Below are 17,378 nucleotides of genomic sequence, written 5' to 3' on the forward strand. Positions count from 1 at the left end.
TACCTAGGGGCGATAACCGGTAAACCAGAAGTTATAAAGCAGAAGGTTGCCGCCAGAATTGCTTTAGGCCCAGATTGCCAACAAGTCAGAGGGTGATCGTCTTCCGGCCGGCCAGCGCATGTGCAAGCGTGCCCCCATCGACGAGATCAAGCTCACCGCCAAGCGGCACACCGTGCGCGATGCGGCTGAGGGTCAACCCTTTTGGTATCAAAAGCTGAGCAATGTAATGCGCAGTAGCCTCGCCCTCAACGGTTGGGTTGGTGGCTAATATCGCCTCGCTGAAATTGCCCTCAGCCACTCGTCCGAGCAGTTCGGGGATGCCTATTGCCTCTGGGCCTAGACCATCGAGCGGGGAAAGATGCCCCTTGAGTACGAAATAGCGGCCACGAAAGCCGGTCTGCTCCACTGCGAACACATCGACAGGACTTTGCACGATGCACAGCAAGGCGTCGTCCCGTCGCGGATCAGCGCACTGCGGGCAGAGCTCTTCCTCACTCAATGTGCGGCACTGGCGGCAGTAGCTCACCTCCTCCATCGCACGTGCAAGCGCCTGAGCCAACCTCAGGCCGCCGCTGCGATCGCGCTCAAGCATCTGCAAGGCCATGCGCTGAGCCGTTTTTTGCCCTACGCCAGGGAGAATGCGCAATGCGTCAATGAGTTGGCGAATAAGCGGGCTGAAAGACATGGGTCACCAGGTTGAGGAGCAGTGGGCTGTAAATTGAAGCGGTACTAGAGACCGTGCCGTGAATGACGCTATAGGTCATTCACGGCGCCGATCGGCCGCGCTGGCTGAGTGCCTGGAACGGCACTCGGAAGCCATCAGAAGGGCATCTTGAAGCCTGGCGGCAACTGCATACCGTCGGTCATGCCGGACATCTTTTCTTTGCTGTTCTGCTCGATCTTGCGCACGGCATCGTTCACTGCCGCGGCGATCAGATCTTCAAGAATTTCCTTGTCCTCCTGCATCAGGCTGTCGTCCAGGCTAACGCGTTTGACGTCGTGTCGACCGTTCATCACAACGCTCACCAGGCCGGCGCCGGACTGGCCGGTCACCTCGGCGTTGGCCAACTCTTCCTGCATTTTCTGCATCTTTTCTTGCATCTGCTGCGCCTGCTTCATCAGGCCGGCCATGCCACCTTTCATCATGGGGTCTACCTCGGATCAGGGTTCGGAATGTTCTACGGGTTCGATGGTACCGTCGCGGATGACGGCGGCGAACTGTTGCATCAGCTGTTGCACCACGGGATCGGTTTGAATCGACTGCTCAGCGGCCCGTTGACGCTCGCCCCGTCGGCGGGCCGCGGCCTGGGCCGGAGTTTCCTGCTGCGGGGTCTGCAACTCGATGTCCAGCTGCAAGGTGCGCCCATGGTACTGATTCAGCGCATCGTTCAGACGTCGATGTTGAGTCGTATTGAACAGCGCACTCTGCGCCGGATCCAGGTGCATCAACCAGCGATCACCTTCAACGGAAATCAACGTGCAATTGGCCGCGATACTGCCGGTCAGGCCTGCCAACCCGAGTTTCAGATAAATAACCTGCCACTCGGCCGCCAGTCCGGTCGCCGGTTCGACCGCAGGAGCAGGTTCGACAGACTGCTGCTCCGACGCTGGATCATCCAGCCCGTCCAGGTAGGCTTCAGCCTGCGTTTCGACCTCGAAGTAATCCTCGTCAGTCAGCGGGGGTTCTTCATCGTCAGGCTCGCTCACCTCGACGACCGCAGCGAAATGTTCAGCGGTTTCAATAGCAGCGGTCCGTTGCTCTACCGCCTCAGTTTCCACCGCAACCGGTGACGATGCCGGCGGCTCATTCCACGGTACGTCGACCACCGAAGGTGCCGGCTTCGACGCCAAAGGTTGAGACGTCGGAGCCGGCGTGACCTCCACGGCAGCGGCCGGCGACTCGGGAACTTGGACATGAGCCGGGGCTGTTGGCGAGGGTACGGGTGCAGGTGCAGGTACAGGTGCAGGTGCAGGTAAAGTGTCCGGCTGCGGCGGCACCGAAGAGCTGACCGCAGCGGCCGGCGCTGGCGCTACGGGCTTTGCAGCCAGATCATGATCCGGTGCGGCCGATGCCGCAGTACCGGCCACGTTTGTTGAACTGGAATCAGTCGTGGCCGGACTGACTCCCAATGTCTTTAATGGTGTTCGCGGTGCGTTATCGCTATCAGCAGGTCGGAACGCGAGCATACGCAGCATGACCATCTCGAATCCGCTTCGAGGATCGGGTGCCAACGGCAGATCGCGCCGGCCAATCAGGCCCATCTGGTAATAGAACTGTACGTCCTCGGCCGGCAATGCCTGCGCCAGTGCAAGCACTCGGTCACGGTCGCCCTGGCCATTATCTACCGCGTCCGGCAACGCCTGGGCGACAGCCACACGGTGCAAGACGTTGAGCATTTCCGCGAGGACGCCGGCCCAATCAGGGCCTTGCTCGGCAAGGTGACGAACCGCTTCCAGCAGCGCCCTGGCATCGCCTTCAAGCAGCGCCTGCAGCACGCCATAGACCTGCCCGTGATCAAGGGTGCCCAGCATGCTGCGGACGTCGGACGCGAGTACCTTGCCCTCTCCAAACGCGATCGCCTGGTCGGTCAGGCTCATCGCATCGCGCATCGATCCATCCGCGGCACGGCCGAGCAACCAGAGCGCATCTTCCTCGAACGGGACCTGCTCGACGCCAAGCACGTGGGTCAGATGCTCCACTACGCGTTCGGGCGGCATGTTTTTTAGAGAGAACTGCAGGCAGCGCGACAGGATAGTCACCGGCAGCTTTTGCGGGTCCGTCGTGGCTAGCAGAAACTTGACGTGCGGCGGTGGCTCTTCAAGCGTTTTAAGCAATGCGTTGAACGAGTGCGACGAGAGCATGTGCACCTCGTCGATCAGATAAACCTTGTAGCGTCCACGACTAGGCGCGTACTGCACGTTATCCAGCAACTCTCGAGTGTCTTCAACCTTGGTGCGGCTCGCGGCGTCTACCTCAATCAGGTCGACGAAACGCCCTTCGTCGATTTCACGGCAGACCGAGCACTCCCCACAAGGCGTGGAGCTGATACCCGTCTCGCAATTGAGGCATTTCGCGATAATCCGCGCGATGGTGGTCTTGCCAACCCCACGCGTACCTGTGAACAGATAGGCATGGTGCAGGCGCTGGCTGTCCAGTGCGTTGATCAGAGCCTTGAGCACGTGCGTTTGGCCGACCATTTCGCGGAACGAGCGCGGACGCCATTTACGGGCTAGTACCTGATAACTCATAACACCATCGCGGGATAAAGCAGAGGACGGGTAATGCTAGCGGAGCAGGCTGCAAATTGCATCCAGCCTGACGCCTGCATGACGGACACAGCTTGTTATGGCAAACGCCCGGTCAGCGCTTAACAGTTGCCCCCAGGGCTCGCACGATCTGTTCCAGCTGCGGCTGGCCGCCGGTGATCTCGATCTGCAAGCTGTCTATTTCCCGACGGGGTGGGTATTGCTTTCGCAACTGGTCGAAGCCGACGCGGCGCTGGGCCTCGTCAGTGCCCAGGTTGCGACGAAATGCAGCGTCGTCACGTCGCGGGTCATACACGGACCGACAGATTATCTCCAACAGGTCGCCAGGCTTAGTCGAAGCATCGAAGGCAAGCCCTCGCAGCGGCGCTGGCGGCATTAGTTCCGCCAGTTCAACCGTTGGCTCCAAACCTCTGCTCGCACAAAACGCCAGATAGATCTGCTCCGTTCCGCGCAACTTCCCATCCAGGCTATAACCGGCGATGTGGGGGGTTGCGATCCAACACAGCTCGGCCAATTCGACATCGACCTGAGGCTCACCCTCCCAGACATCGAGCACCGCCTGGATGTCTGTCCGCCTGGCCAGCTGTTCGCGCAAGGCGGCATTGTCGACAACCGCGCCACGGGCGGCATTGATCAGCCAGGCGCCTGGGCGCAGCTGCTCCAGGCGAGACTGATCCAACAAGTGAAACGTCGAATGTTCGCCGTCCAGCGTCAACGGCGTGTGCACGCTGATGACATCGCACTCAGCGAGTATTTCCTCCAGGGTGACGAACTCGCCCACTTCACGTGCCTGGCGCGGCGGATCGCAGACACGCACGTCCCAACCCAGCCCGCGCAGAACCTCTACCAGCCTGCCGCCCACTTCCCCAGCGCCGATCACGCCATAACGGCGACCTTCCAGCTCGGCGCCCTCACCTTCGGCCAAGGCCAGAAGGCTGCCGAGCACGTAATCAACGACGCCGCGAGCGTTGCAGCCCGGCGCACTAGCCCAACTGATCCCCACCTCCTCGAAATAATCAATGTCGAGGTGGTCGGTTCCGATCGTACAAGTACCCACGAAACGCACAGCACTTCCCTCGAGCAACTCGCGATCGACCCGGGTGACAGATCGAACCAAAAGCACGTCGGCCTGCTCGAGCGCGGCCCGGTTGATACTTCTCCCAGGCATACGGCGTATCTCGCCGAACTCAGCGAAGAAAGCGTCAACCAGAGGAATGTTTTCATCGGCAAGGATGCGCATTGGGGGGGGCTCCGTCTTTGATTTCCCATTCTAGACCGCGCCGGGGCGCTCTGCCGCCTTCCCGTGCATGCGACTCGCGGCGTAGACTAGGCGGCTTCTGTATACAATCCGGATAATCTGCAATGCCCACTGAGCTGAGACTCAGACGGGTTCGCGTTGAACTGCGCACCCTCTTCGCCCTCGCCCTGCCTATGATGATTGCTCAACTGGCGAACACCGCCATGGGCTTTGTCGACACCTTGATGGCCGGCCGCGTCAGCCCGGCAGACCTCGCAGCGGTGGCGTTAGGGAATTCCATCTGGGTACCGGTTTTTCTTCTCGTAACGGGCGTCATCCTGGCGACCACGCCCAACGTTGCTCAACACTTCGGCCGTGACCAACACGAACGAATTGGACCGCTGGTGCGCCAGGCCTTGTGGATGGGACTCGGTGTAGGCTCGCTATTCGCCCTGCTGATGTGGAACGCCGAGCCGGTGCTGCATCTGATGGAAGTCGAACCGGCACTGATTGACCCGACGATGGCCTATTTACGAGCGGTTGCCTGCGGCTTTCCAGCGGTGGCGCTGTATCAAGTGTTGCGTTGTTACAGCGATGGGCTCGGCCACACCCGGCCCAGCATGGTGGTGGGCATTCTCGCGCTGATGCTGAACATTCCGCTGAATTACATTTTCATCTACGGCAAGTTGGGCCTGCCAGCCATGGGCGGGGTCGGCTGTGGTTGGGCTACCGCGCTGGTCATGGCTTTCATGCTACTGGCAATGCTGTTCTGGGTACGCCGCGCCGAGTACTACCAACCAAGCCAGCTGTTTACTCATTTCGATTGGCCGAAATGGTCGGTGCTGAGCCGCCTGCTTTCGGTTGGCGTGCCGATCGGGGTTGCGGTGTTTGCCGAAGCCAGCATCTTTTCGGTCATCGCCCTGCTGATCGGCGGCCTCGGGGCGACCGTGGTCGCCGGACACCAGATCGCACTCAATTTTACGTCGCTGATTTTCATGATTCCGCTTTCGCTGGGCATGGCCATTACCATCCGCATCGGTCAGGCGCTGGGACGAGGCGCACCACGGGATGCACGCTTCGTTGCTGGCTTGGGCGTCATATCGAGCCTGGTCTATGCCTGCTTCTCGGCGGGTAGCATGCTGTTGTTCAGCGAGCAGATCGCACGTATCTACACACCGGATCCGGCTGTGATTGCAGTGGCCGCCAGCCTGTTCTTCTACGCTGCACTGTTTCAGTTTTCGGACGTGGTGCAAGTAACGGCGGCAGGCGCGCTGCGCGGCTACCAAGACACGCGCATGACGATGATATTCACGCTTTTCGCCTACTGGGGGATCGGCCTGCCGGTGGGCTATGTGCTCGGCCTGACTGACAGATTCGGTGAACCCAGCGGGCCGGCAGGGCTCTGGCAGGGCTTGATTGCGGGTCTGAGCTGCGCCGCGATCCTGCTGACTATACGACTGGTGCGCAGTGCACGACGTGAAATACGCCGTGCGAGACCAGTCGCAGTCTAGGGCTGGCTCGGTGCGGGCTGTTCAGACTTCGAAGGCCAGCAGGACGGCACTCAACAGCAGAAACCCGCTGAACATAAGGCGCAATAGCCGCTCCGGTAGCGCGTGCGCCAACTTCACGCCGAGGCTGATGCTCAATAGCCCTCCTATGGCAAGCGGCAAACCAAGCATCCAGTTCACCTGGTCATGTGTGGCATAAGTGACCAGCGTAACAGCGGTGCTTGGTGCCGCCAGTGACAACGATAGGCCCTGCGCCACGACCTGCGATGTCCCGAACACTGCTGTGAGCACCGGCGTGGCAAGCACTGCGCCACCCACGCCAAACAAACCGCCCAGCGCACCCGCGCCAGCACCCAGCACGCCTAACCACGGCCAAGGATGGCGCAACTCGGTCCCACCGGACGGTGGCCGGAAGAACACCCGCGACAAAGTGTAGACAGCCAAAGCGACGAGGAAACCGACAAAGGCGATACGCATGCGCCCAGCGTCGAGCGATACCGCAACTGCTGCACCGGCGATGGCGAAGCAGAAGCTGGCGATGCCTAAGGCTGCCGCGTGGCGCAGGTCGATGCGATTGCGCTGATGGTAACGCCAGATCGCGAGCAGCACATTGGGCACAACCATGACCAGGGCTGTGCCCTGAGCGACCTGCTGGTCCAGATCGAACATCACACCCAATACCGGAATCGCGATCAGCCCACCGCCGATACCAAACAGGCCACCCAGCGTTCCCAGCGCCAAACCCAGCACCACATTCAACACGAATCCGACCAGGTCCATAACGCCTCCAGCGAAAGCTGCAATGCTACTAAGCGGTCTCTGGTACGGATATGCACAAGCATGCACAATGGCTTTGCGTATTCCGCATAGCAAAGCGAACCATGGACACCAACGCGCTTACCGATCAGTTCAAGATTTTTATCGATGTGATCGATACCGGCAGCTTCTCAGCGGCGGGTCGCCTGCGCGCACTCGCACCCTCATCCGTTGCACGACGCATAGACGCTTTGGAGCGTTCGCTGGGTTGCCAGCTGGTCAGCCGCAGCAGCCATGCAGTCAAGCCCACAGCTGCCGGCCAGGCATTTGCCGAACGTGCCCGACGGATCGTTCAGGAACTCCAACTCGCACGAGCCGAGATGACTTCGCTACAAAGCGCACCGGAAGGCCGTATCCGTATCGATGCGCCCGCACCCTTCGGACGCAGACACTTAGCGCCAGCATTGGCTGAGTTTCTTTTGGCCTACCCGGGGGTCGATATTCAGCTGCGCCTGATCGACAGCTTTATCGATATGCAAGGCGAGCATCTCGGTGATGTCGATCTGGTGCTACGTATCGGCCCGCTGGCCGATACGCGCCTCGTTGCAACGCCGCTAGCCCCGATGATGCGCATCGCGTGCGCCAGCCCTGCCTACCTGAAACGCCGAGGCGTACCGCAAACAGTCGCAGAACTGCCGGAGCATGATGGGGTGGACTGGGATGCTCTGGCTCCACCCCATGCATGGCGATTCGAACATGAGGGCAAACGAAAGTTGTTGAAGCCAAAGCGGCTGCGGATGGTCGCGAATAATGCGGAAGCCTTGCTGACCGCCACTCTGGCGGGACTGGGCATCGCCCACCTACCGACCTGGCTGATCAGCGACCAGCTACTGCGGGGCGATCTGCTGCCCTTGTTCTGTGATCGCGGCCTGCCGGAACCAGAACCTAGCGGGATTTATGCGTTGCGCCTGACACGGGAAGCGGATTCTCGGAGCCGTTTGCTGCTGGAGTTTTTAAAGAGCCGCTTTGGCCCGATCCCACCCTGGGACCAGGCACTGCAAAGCGGACTCGTCTTTGCTTGAAAGCAATGGCAATCAGACAGCGCAACCAGAAAGTTCCTGGGTAACGCCCCAACCATCGAGCACACCGCCCAGCGGCTCGACCAGGTCCTCCAGATCCTGCTCGAAGTCACCGATACCATCGAAGGTGGCATACATCACTTTGCTGACCTGCAGGTCCCAGGCCCCATCGTCGCGGGGCGCTATCTGGGTATTGACGCATTCACCGCGGAAATTGCTGGCGGCCGCGCAGGCACGTTCACGATCGGGAAACACAGCGTAGAACTCGATCGGATGGACGCGGGCAAAGTCGAAACCGCCCTCCTTCATCCTAAGAAGTACGTTGCTGCTTACATCCTCATGGAAGGTGGCACTCATAAAACAACCTCCTCTCACTCATGGATGACGATTTCAGGAATGGAAAAGCCTTTCTCTACCTCGTTGCGGATGCGACCGGACAGTGTCGGCCGTAAGTTGCCTGGTTATCGGATAAGAGAAACCGTGCGGTGTTTCCAATAGGCCTCACCGAGGCCTCGGAGTTCGACCGATCATCGATCGGACGCCTGTGACCGTAACCTCAGCCAGACACACGGCAGCAGCCGATGCTCTGAACACTTCAGTGCATGCAGCTGCCCTTGGAACATACGACGTATAAACCGCGTCCGCAACGGGGACGGTGAAACGAAGCGATCACGACGTGACTGACTAGACCGATCCGCGCGCTGCAACGCGTCGCAGCGCGCGGATCGAACTAGCCGTTGCTGGGCTTGCTGATCGCCTGCAACACGTACTGAGGCAGCGCGAACGCGCCGATATGAATGTGCGGGTTGTAATAACGAGTCACGATTCCGCTACCAGCGAAACGCTGACACAAAGTTTCCAACGTCAGCTTGCGGCTGTCGGAATCACATGCACCCCAAGCGAATGTCATGGCCCCACCGATATAGGTAGGGACAGCCGCCTGGTAGAAATGCCAGTCGGGAAACAAGCCGGTCATCCGCTTGGCAGTGGTCTGGACTTCGGCCAGCTGCATGAAGGGTGTGCCATTCTGCGCGACCAGAATGCCGCCATCGTTGAGGCAGCGACGGCACGCCTGATAGAAGTTTTCCGAGAACAGAGCCTCGCCCGGCCCAATGGGGTCGGTCGAGTCGGAGATGATCACGTCAAACTTCTCGTCAGTGGTTGCCACGAAACGCATGCCGTCGTCGATCACCAGATTCAGCCGCGGATCGGCGAACGCCCCCTTCGAATGCTCCGGTAGAAATTCCTTGCATGTCTCCACCACGGTGCGGTCGATTTCGACCAGGGTGATGCACTCGACATCGCGGTGCTTGCTCACTTCACGCAGCATGCCACCGTCACCGCCCCCGATGATCAGGACTCGCCGCGCCAAGCCATGAGCCAGAATCGGGACATGCGTGAGCATTTCGTGGTAGATGAATTCGTCTGCCTCGGTGGTCTGAATAACCCCGTCAAGTGCCATCACGCGCCCCATGCGGGCATTCTCGAATATGACCAGGTGCTGATGCTCGGTGCGCACCTCATGCAGCATCTTGTCGATCCTGAAGCGCTGGCCGTAGCCCTCGTAGAGAGTTTCCTGATAGTCACTCATGGGTGTCTCCCTGATGGATGGCTTAACAGACAGGCCCGAAGGCTGTCCAGCTGACAAAGAGCAGCATTCTACTTTGGTCTTATGACAGGAGGAACCATCCGCTCCCAAAGCCCGTTTGGTGAAGACAACGCCATCAGCGCTGGCTATCGTCTAACGATGATCGTAATCCGCCTTCCTTACGTTGCCCCATGGAACTGGCCTCAGTTTCACCAGCATTTTGCGCTGCGATTGCTACCTGGCCTCGAGGCGCTGGAGCCCGAGCGCTACTCCCGTACCGTGCGTGTCGGTGACGATGTCGGATGGATCAGCGTACAGCCGCTCGCGACACAGCCCGCTCTTGAACTGACCCTGAGCGATTCACTAGCCGAACACACCGTGGCGTTGGTGATGCGTGTTAGGAAGATGTTCGACCTCGACACCGATCCGACAGTCATAGCTCGGCATTTTGCTGCAGACCCTCACATCGGACCTCTAGTCGCTGCCACTCCAGGGCTGCGCTTGCCGAGCGCCTTCGATCCGTTCGAGCAAGCCGTGCGGGCGATCGTAGGTCAGCAGGTCAGCGTGAAGGCGGCGGTAACCATTACGCGGCGGCTGGTCGAACGGCTTGGCGAACAATGGCTTTGCCGGTCCGCAAGCAGAACGGATGGCTTAACCAAGCTGTTTCCCCGTCCTGAAACGCTAGCCAGCGCGGCACTGGACAGCATTGGTATGCCCGGCAAGCGGGTGGCAGCACTGCAGCGATTGTCCGCCGCTGTAGCTAACGGCGCGCTTGAGTTGCATATCGAAGATGGTTCGGACGCACTGGTCAGGCGTCTTTGCGAGCTTCCCGGCATTGGCCCATGGACCGCGGAGTACATTGCGTTACGAGGATTCGGCGAAGCAGATGCCTTTCCAGCCGCCGACCTAGGGCTGCTGAAGGCTCCGTTATGGGGCCGCAACGGCCTCACTCCGCGGGAGTTACGTGCCCGATCGCACACGTGGCGCCCTTGGCGAGCCTACGCTGCCGTGTACATCTGGAATAACTACGGGATCTCCTCATTGCAGGCTAAGGCGGGGGAATCCTCGTCAGCACCTGCGGCCGGTCCTTGAGGGGCAACGCCAAGATCAAAGCCTCTCCGGAGCGTGGAAATATTCCAGTTAGTGCAGTGATGTTGACTTGATGACTGATGAGCACGACGGGTGGTGTCGCTGGCAATGTGCCGAGGAATTCTCGCAAAGCTTCGGTCTGCTGGCTTTTCCTGTCGGGCTGGACGAAGAACGAGTCCAGCATTGGCAAAGGTTCTACCGGAGCAAGCCCCAGCAGCTCAGCCGTCTCTAGGTCCCGGCACCAGCGACTGCTGAGCAGCCTCGGCTCATCAATACCCTTCTTGCGGAGCAAAGCGCCCCATCGCTGTGCCTGCAACCGTCCGGCTTCGTCAAGATTGCGCTGAGTTGCGCAGTCCTCCAGCACGAAGCCCGGCGGATCGCCTGTTCCGGGCGCCGAAGCGTGACGCATGAGCAATACAGCGCGCCCCTCACGCATCGCCGCCCAAGCCGCCTCTTCACCAGCCCAGGCGCTGCCCGTTGACAGCAGCAACGCGACCAGAATCGCTATGCGCAATTCACAACCTGACCTTGCCGAAATGTCCAGCGGCAACCAACCACATGATTAGCCCGACGACCGGTAACAGCACGACAACAAGGCTCCAGATGGTTTTGCGACCGACCTCGATCCGACTTCGCCAGATTTGCACGATGGCCACAATATCGGCCACCAGCACGATCAAGGCTAGCAGTGTGCTCCAGGCTTCCACGCATTAGGGCCTTAGGTTGCGCTCATCTGGCCGATTGCCACGCGGCCCCATGATGCCCCAGATGATCAGGCCCAACACCGGCAGGATAACGATCAGCAATACCCAGAGAGCCTTTTTGCCAGTACTGCTGTCGCTACGCACCACACTGATGATTGCCCAGATATCCAGTGCCAGGATAAGCAGGCCAAAAATACCGCCGAAGGCATCGGTCATGACAAGACTCCAAATTACGGTGAGTTCGTAATTAGGATGCCTAGCTGGTTTGAGGGTTCAGTATGCGATCAGCTCAGTAACGGCGCGGATCAATCGCGTCGAAGCTGGCGACCGCAGGATGACCAGCCAGCTCGCCACCCTCGCGTATCAGGCCGCAGGTGCGCATGCCCGCCAGCTGCGCGGCGTCCAGCTCTTCCACGACATCGGAAAGAAAGAGAATCTCGTCGGGTGGCAAGCCGATCGACCCGGCAATCCGCACGTAGGATTCAAGCTCGCGCTTATGCCCGCTACCGGTATCGAAATAGCTGGAAAACAGCAGTGTCAGGTCGCCCACCTCAGCGCACCCGAAAATCAGCTTCTGTGCCTGTACCGACCCGGAGGAATAGACGTAGAGCGCGAAGCCCTGATCATGCCAACGACGCAGGCTGTTCACCGCATCCGGATAGACGTGTCCCTTGAGCTTTCCAGCGCGGTAGCCATCGGCTCAGACCATGCCTTGCAGTGCCTTTAGCGGCGTAGCCTTTCGATCGTCGGCCATCCAACCCAGCAGAATCTCGACAATGCGCTCGATATTCGCATCCGGCTCGCCGCTCTCACCGCGTACCGCCTCGATCTGTTCTGCCAGCGCCGGCTCAGTGGCACGGTTGCGCACGAAATCTGGCAAGTGCTCGCGGGCATAAGGAAACAGTACGTCGAAGACGAAACTCACTGCGCTGGTGGTGCCTTCGATATCCGTAAGGATGGCTTTGACCGGGATCAGAAATCCTCCAGGCGCGGGAAACGGCTGGCGATATCTGCCCCAGTGAATTGCGCGACCCAGCCTTCTGGATTGTTGAATAGGCGAATGGCAACGAAGTGAGGGTCCTCACCCATATCGAACCAATGCCGGGTTCCGGCAGGCACCGAGAGCAGGTCGTTCTTCTCGCAAAGCACGGCATACACCCTGTCCTCGATATGCAGCGTGAACAACCCGCGGCCGACAACAAAGAAACGCACCTCGTCCTCAGCGTGCTGGTGCTCTTCAAGAAACTTGGCGCGAAGCTCTGCCTTCTGTGGATGGTCGCGGGTCAGGCTGATCACGTCGACCGTGACGTAACCGCGTTCGCTCATCAGTCGATCGATCTGCGGACGGTAGGCGGCAATCACCTCCTCTGAACTTGCGCCGGCGCGAATGGGCGCGCTGGCTTCCCAGCGTTCCAGGCGCACACCCACGTCGGCCAGCGTGGTGGCGATGTCTTCTATATGAGTGAGCACTTTGAGTGGCTGCTCGGGCGCAGTGTCCTGATAAACGCTGAGAATGCTCATACTGTATGTCTCCGGCCGGGATAGCTGCCCCGGGGTTGTAATATAGTCGGCCAGGTGGCGCGTATAGATTTCCCGCTACAGGCTTTGCAGCAGGGTCTCGGCGGAAGGATTCTTGCCCAGTTCCAGGCTAAGACCATTCATATCCACCGCCAGCAGATCATCCGCGGTCAGTTGTCCCTTGTGTTTGCCGGAGGCCGTCACTAGCACTTCAGCGCTCGTCAGGCGGGCCGAATAGTTGCTGCTGGTGGCCGGCGACCAACCGCGGCTATAAAGAAACTGGCCAGCTTCGATAATGGCCTGCGCCAGGTCGTCACGGATAGCAGTCATGCCGAGTTCTTGCTTGGGATAGCGATGATAACGGCTGCGGCCAGCGAGGCCAGGCTGGCGATGGCGAACGTCCATAAAGGGCCGAGACTGGCCCAGCTGTAGCCGGAGTAAAGCGCACCCAACGCTCCGCCAACCCCTGCAAGGGTCGCATAGAGCGCCTGCCCCTGCCCTTGCTGGCGGTGGCCGAAGCTGCGCTGGACGAAATGAATCGCCGCTGCGTGAAAGCTGCCGAATGTGGCCGCATGCATCAGTTGCGCAATCAACAGCACGCCAAAATGATCGGCCAGCGTACCCAGCAGCAACCAGCGTAGCGCGGCCAGTAGAAAGCTAGCGGCCAGAACCTGGCGCAACGAAAAGCGCGCCAGCAGCGAAGCCATCACCAGGAAGATCAGGATTTCCGCCACAACCCCGAGCGCCCAAAGCAGGCCGATGGTGCCACGGCCATAGCCGAGCGTTTCGAGATGAATGGTGAAAAAAGTGTAGTACGGGCCATGACTGACCTGCATCAGACCGACGCACACGAAGAATGCCAATACACCCGGACGGCATAGCTGACGAAAAAAACCACCCTGCCCCTCCGGCTCAGGACGCTCCGCCGGCACCGCGTTGGGCACCCATACGCTGCTAGTCACGATCCCGACCATGACTGTCAGCACCGCCACAGGATAAATGTCGAGACTCAGATGCTCGAACAGCGCCCCAAGTCCCACCACCGCCGCGATGAAACCGATGCTGCCCCATAGGCGAACCTGACTATAGCGAGACGCTTGTTCGTGCAGGTGCGCCAGGGTGATGACCTCGAACTGTGGTAACACCGCATGCCAGAAGAACGCATGCAGCGCCATCACCAACGCCAGCCAGGCGTAACTTTTACTGTAGAAGATCAAACTGAATGAAATCAGCGTACAGACCGCACCAATACGCACAATCGTCAGACGCCGGCCTGTGACATCGCCCAGCCAACCCCACAGGTTCGGTGCCAGGCAGCGCATCAGCATGGGAATGGCCACCAGCTCTCCAATGCGCTCGGCAGTGAAGCCAAGATGGTCGAAATAGAGGCCGAGAAACGGCGCCGCCGAGCCGAGCAGCGCAAAGTAGAAAAAGTAGAAACCGGACAGGCGCCAGTAGGGAATTAAAGCTGCCATAAGCGAAAAGCCAGTAGCTGGAAGCTAAGCGACTAGAGGCAGGAATGAGCGGTTTGCTCGATCTCCGGCTTCAGGCTCCCAGCCGCAGGCTTAGAGCTGCCCCAACACCGGCGTACCCACCAGCACATCGGCATTCTGCCCCCGATGGCGCAACAGATGATCCAGCAAAACGATGGCCATCATCGCTTCGGCAATCGGCGTCGCACGGATACCCACGCAGGGGTCGTGACGACCTTTAGTGATGACATCCACGGGATTGCCGTCGACGTCGATCGAGCGGCCCGGCGTGGTGATACTGGACGTCGGCTTGAGCGCCAGATGCGCGATGATCGGTTGGCCGGACGAAACGCCGCCCAGAACGCCACCTGCATTATTGGAAAGGAAACCGTCCGGCGTCATCTCGTCACGGTGCTCGGTGCCACGCTGGGCGACGCTGGCGAAGCCGGCACCGATTTCAACGCCCTTCACCGCATTGATGCTCATCAGGGCATGGGCCAGTTCAGCGTCGAGACGGTCAAAAATCGGCTCGCCAAGCCCTGGAGGAACGCCTTCGGCGACGACACTAATTTTGGCACCAACCGAATCCTGATCACGACGCAACTGATCCATATACGCTTCCAGCTCGGGCACCTTGTCCGGGTCCGGACTGAAAAACGCGTTCTGCTCAACGCTTTCCCAGGTCTTGAATGGAATTTCTATCGGACCCAGCTGGCTCATGTAGCCGCGCACCTGTATGCCTAGCGTCGCCAGGTATTTCTTGGCGATGGCGCCGGCAGCGACGCGCATGGCGGTTTCGCGGGCTGAGCTACGACCACCGCCGCGATAGTCACGCAGACCGTACTTGTGGTGATAGCTGTAGTCGGCATGAGCGGGACGGAACTGGTCCTTGATAGCCGAATAGTCCTTGGATTTCTGGTCCGTGTTACGGATCAGCAAACCAATGGGGCAGCCGGTCGTACGGCCTTCGAATACGCCGGAAAGGATTTCAACCTCATCCGCTTCCTGGCGCTGGGTGGTATGTCTGCTGGTGCCAGGCTTGCGTCGATCAAGGTCGCGCTGCAGGTCAGCGGCGGTCAGCTCCAGGCCCGGCGGACAGCCGTCGACGATCGCGATCAATGCCGGACCATGGCTTTCGCCAGCCGTGGTAACGGTGAACAGCTTGCCGTAAGTATTGCCGGACATGCAGGGCGCTCCGCGATCGACCTAAAGAGGGGGCGGAAGTATACCCGAGCCGCCGCCGGTTTCGCTGCCTACAGCGGTGGCGCATACTGCCAACCCGCCCAACCGTCAGTTCGCTCCGTATCCGCCCCGCTTCGTCAATGGTTTATTGCTGCCCATGCGTTTCCTTTTAGTGTTCACGTTGCTCACCATGCTCGCGCCCTTAATCCAAGCCCAGACGCTGCTGAATCAGAGGATGACCGTGCAGGTGCCAGACGGGCATCTTCATGGCAGCCTGCTGCATCCAAAGTCCGATGCCCCCCTGCCGGTCGCGTTGTTGATAGCCGGCTCAGGCCCGACCGACCGCGACGGCAACAATCCAATGGGCCACAACGATAGTCTCAAGCGGCTGGCACAGGCATTGGCCAAACGCGGCATCGCCAGCGTGCGTTATGACAAGCGCGGCGTCGGCCAGAGCCGCGCGCTGGCACCTGACGAAAGCCAGCTGAATCTGAAGGATTACGTGGCCGATGCAGTGGCCTGGTCGCGCCTGTTGCAAGCCGATCCGCGGTTTTCGGCGGTCGTGCTGGTCGGCCACAGCGAAGGTGCATTGATTGCCAGCCTGGCTGAGCCTACCGTTAAACCCGCTGCACTGATCAGCCTTGCAGGCAGCGGTCGCACCATCGACACGCTGCTGCGCGAGCAACTCCAGGGCCGCTTGCCGCCGCCGCTGCTGGCAACCGCGTACTACCTGATCGATGAGCTCAAGGCAGGAAGAATCCACGATCAGGTGCCCGACCCATTGCGGATTCTGTTCCGCCCGAGCGTACAGCCTTATCTCATCTCGCTGTTCCGCCAAGACCCAGCCAATGCATTTGCGGGCACCACAGCACCGGCGTTAATTATCCAGGGCACTCATGACATTCAGGTCGGGCGCGAAGATGCCCAGGCCCTGAAGCGAGCCAGAGCCGACGCGGAGTTGGCCCTGATATCAGGGATGGGGCACGTATTGCGCATTACGCCGCCGGAGCGCGGGGGGCAAATGGCCTCCTATAACAGCCCCGAATTGCCTATCGCTCATGAACTGACGGAACAGATCAGCCGATTCTTGTCCGGGCACGGCATATTGCCAGCCTCCAGTTAGCCCGCTATCGGCCGATACGCTCCTTGCCTGCCGCAACGACCCGCACAGGCCCATGGACGCCGAGATGACAGACAGCACAACAGCACCTAACGACAACGAGGCCCTGACGCCCTCTGTGCCCCAGCCGCACCCCTGGGCCGAACTCGTCCCGGATCGCTTCCGACTGCTTCGCCTGTCGCCATTGCCCACTGACCGCGACACCGGGGCCCGCCCGCTACGGTTCGTGGAGTTGGCCCAGGTCGAGCGACATACGCCTCAGCAGAGCCTTTTGAAGCTCTTCATACGGATACCAGGACAAGTGCTGTCTAAACAGCACAATCTGTTGGAAATCTGGGCCGACCACCGAGCCAAAGAAGTGCGCTTCGGCCCAGACTCTGGTCTGCATATAGAACCGGCAAACCGTGGCCTTGGACGCTTCCTGCTTGCGCAGGGGGCAGCCTGGGCTCAGAAGCGCTGGGCACATTATCTGGTCGAAGGCGGCGCGTTGCCGGTCAAAGATATAACCGGCGAGGACACACGCTTGCGGCGCGATCATTGCCTGCTCAGCCAGGGTTTCGATGTGCTCTATGCCGAGCCCCAGCAGCTCAAGGCGACCTACAGTGCAAGTCGTGTCAGTGCGTTGCGGCCTGATTGGAATATCGAAAAGGTGCAAGTCATCGAACTGCAAGAGGCCGCGGCGATGCTCGAGCAGGCTGATCGCAATCTGCTCGAGCAGGAAATTCAGATTCGCGATATCCAAGAACGCTTGAGCAAGCTTCGCCGGGAGGATGGCACCCTTCGATTCACCATTGCCTGCCTGATCGTCTTCGCCCTGTTTCAGGCCGGGCTACTGATCTGGATCGCAACCCGCTGACG

Annotated in this window: 18 protein-coding genes and 2 pseudogenes; 5 read left to right on the forward strand and 15 right to left on the reverse strand. The window is 60.1% G+C overall.

Annotated elements, in window-relative coordinates:
• Positions 1–85 precede the first annotated feature (85 nt).
• From recR to pdxB, 4 genes are all read right to left on the reverse strand, one after another.
• Positions 86–685, reverse strand: coding sequence for a recombination mediator RecR (gene recR / locus ACQKEK_RS12155; protein ID WP_499142808.1), 600 nt, complete (start codon positions 683–685; stop codon positions 86–88).
• Positions 686–819: 134 nt separating this feature from the next.
• Entirely contained in the window at positions 820–1,146 is a 327-nt protein-coding gene (locus ACQKEK_RS12160; protein WP_019339308.1) for a YbaB/EbfC family nucleoid-associated protein, read from the reverse strand.
• A gap of 15 nt (positions 1,147–1,161) precedes the next feature.
• Entirely contained in the window at positions 1,162–3,249 is a 2,088-nt protein-coding gene (dnaX, locus tag ACQKEK_RS12165) for a DNA polymerase III subunit gamma/tau (RefSeq protein ID WP_499142810.1), read from the reverse strand.
• Positions 3,250–3,361: 112 nt separating this feature from the next.
• Positions 3,362–4,507, reverse strand: a complete 1,146-nt coding sequence (pdxB, locus tag ACQKEK_RS12170; RefSeq protein WP_499142811.1) for a 4-phosphoerythronate dehydrogenase PdxB — start codon at positions 4,505–4,507, stop codon at positions 3,362–3,364.
• 122 nt (positions 4,508–4,629) lie between these two features.
• Between pdxB and ACQKEK_RS12175 the strand changes: the two genes are divergently transcribed.
• Entirely contained in the window at positions 4,630–6,015 is a 1,386-nt protein-coding gene (locus ACQKEK_RS12175; protein ID WP_499142812.1) for an MATE family efflux transporter, read from the forward strand.
• Positions 6,016–6,036: 21 nt separating this feature from the next.
• On the opposite strand, the gene ACQKEK_RS12180 is transcribed toward ACQKEK_RS12175, so the two are convergent.
• Positions 6,037–6,792, reverse strand: a complete 756-nt coding sequence (locus ACQKEK_RS12180) for a sulfite exporter TauE/SafE family protein (protein WP_128121124.1) — start codon at positions 6,790–6,792, stop codon at positions 6,037–6,039.
• Positions 6,793–6,893: 101 nt separating this feature from the next.
• On the opposite strand from ACQKEK_RS12180, the gene ACQKEK_RS12185 reads away from it, so the two are divergent.
• Positions 6,894–7,850 (forward strand): LysR family transcriptional regulator, encoded by a 957-nt coding sequence (locus tag ACQKEK_RS12185; protein WP_499142813.1) that lies wholly within the window; start codon positions 6,894–6,896, stop codon positions 7,848–7,850.
• 12 nt (positions 7,851–7,862) lie between these two features.
• Here ACQKEK_RS12185 and ACQKEK_RS12190 read toward each other — a convergent pair whose 3' ends face one another.
• Together ACQKEK_RS12190 and speE are read right to left on the reverse strand one after the other, a co-directional pair.
• On the reverse strand, positions 7,863–8,204 hold the full coding sequence (locus tag ACQKEK_RS12190) for a ribonuclease E inhibitor RraB (protein WP_045427804.1): 342 nt from the start codon (positions 8,202–8,204) through the stop codon (positions 7,863–7,865).
• Positions 8,205–8,577: 373 nt separating this feature from the next.
• On the reverse strand, positions 8,578–9,438 hold the full coding sequence (gene speE / locus ACQKEK_RS12195; protein WP_499142815.1) for a polyamine aminopropyltransferase: 861 nt from the start codon (positions 9,436–9,438) through the stop codon (positions 8,578–8,580).
• Between the two features lie 156 nt (positions 9,439–9,594).
• On the opposite strand from speE, the gene ACQKEK_RS12200 reads away from it, so the two are divergent.
• Positions 9,595–10,527 (forward strand): DNA-3-methyladenine glycosylase family protein, encoded by a 933-nt coding sequence (locus ACQKEK_RS12200; protein ID WP_499142817.1) that lies wholly within the window; start codon positions 9,595–9,597, stop codon positions 10,525–10,527.
• On the opposite strand, the gene ACQKEK_RS12205 is transcribed toward ACQKEK_RS12200, so the two are convergent.
• The 8 genes and pseudogenes from ACQKEK_RS12205 to aroC all read right to left on the reverse strand — a co-directional run bounded on the left by ACQKEK_RS12205 (position 10,484) and on the right by aroC (position 15,403).
• Positions 10,484–11,038: a histidine phosphatase family protein gene (locus tag ACQKEK_RS12205; protein WP_499142819.1), complete on the reverse strand. Its 555-nt coding sequence runs from the start codon at positions 11,036–11,038 to the stop codon at positions 10,484–10,486. The genes ACQKEK_RS12200 and ACQKEK_RS12205 overlap by 44 nt on opposite strands.
• 1 nt (position 11,039) lies before the next feature.
• Positions 11,040–11,231, reverse strand: a complete 192-nt coding sequence (locus ACQKEK_RS12210) for a PLDc N-terminal domain-containing protein (RefSeq protein WP_499142820.1) — start codon at positions 11,229–11,231, stop codon at positions 11,040–11,042.
• A 3-nt stretch (positions 11,232–11,234) separates the two neighbouring features.
• Positions 11,235–11,444, reverse strand: coding sequence for a PLD nuclease N-terminal domain-containing protein (locus ACQKEK_RS12215; RefSeq protein WP_045427813.1), 210 nt, complete (start codon positions 11,442–11,444; stop codon positions 11,235–11,237).
• A gap of 73 nt (positions 11,445–11,517) precedes the next feature.
• A pseudogene (gene mtnC / locus ACQKEK_RS12220) lies at positions 11,518–12,201 on the reverse strand (acireductone synthase).
• Positions 12,201–12,749, reverse strand: coding sequence for a 1,2-dihydroxy-3-keto-5-methylthiopentene dioxygenase (locus tag ACQKEK_RS12225; protein ID WP_499142822.1), 549 nt, complete (start codon positions 12,747–12,749; stop codon positions 12,201–12,203). The pseudogene mtnC and the gene ACQKEK_RS12225 overlap by 1 nt, the downstream one beginning before the upstream one ends.
• An 81-nt stretch (positions 12,750–12,830) precedes the next feature.
• Positions 12,831–13,076: pseudogene (locus ACQKEK_RS12230) on the reverse strand (class II aldolase/adducin family protein); the annotation flags it as partial.
• Entirely contained in the window at positions 13,073–14,221 is a 1,149-nt protein-coding gene (locus tag ACQKEK_RS12235; protein WP_499142824.1) for an MFS transporter, read from the reverse strand. The pseudogene ACQKEK_RS12230 and the gene ACQKEK_RS12235, both read right to left, overlap by 4 nt.
• Positions 14,222–14,311: 90 nt before the next feature.
• Positions 14,312–15,403: a chorismate synthase gene (gene aroC / locus ACQKEK_RS12240; protein ID WP_499142826.1), complete on the reverse strand. Its 1,092-nt coding sequence runs from the start codon at positions 15,401–15,403 to the stop codon at positions 14,312–14,314.
• 154 nt (positions 15,404–15,557) lie between these two features.
• Between aroC and ACQKEK_RS12245 the strand changes: the two genes are divergently transcribed.
• The gene (locus ACQKEK_RS12245) at positions 15,558–16,523 is read left to right on the forward strand and encodes an alpha/beta hydrolase (protein ID WP_499142828.1); all 966 of its coding nucleotides are present in this window, start codon (positions 15,558–15,560) and stop codon (positions 16,521–16,523) included.
• Positions 16,524–16,587: 64 nt separating this feature from the next.
• Positions 16,588–17,376, forward strand: coding sequence for a hypothetical protein (locus ACQKEK_RS12250; protein ID WP_499142830.1), 789 nt, complete (start codon positions 16,588–16,590; stop codon positions 17,374–17,376).
• The last annotated feature ends 2 nt before the right edge of the window (positions 17,377–17,378 follow it).

The organism is Pseudomonas sp. NPDC077408 (assembly GCF_050269105.1).
Classification (GTDB): domain Bacteria; phylum Pseudomonadota; class Gammaproteobacteria; order Pseudomonadales; family Pseudomonadaceae; genus Stutzerimonas.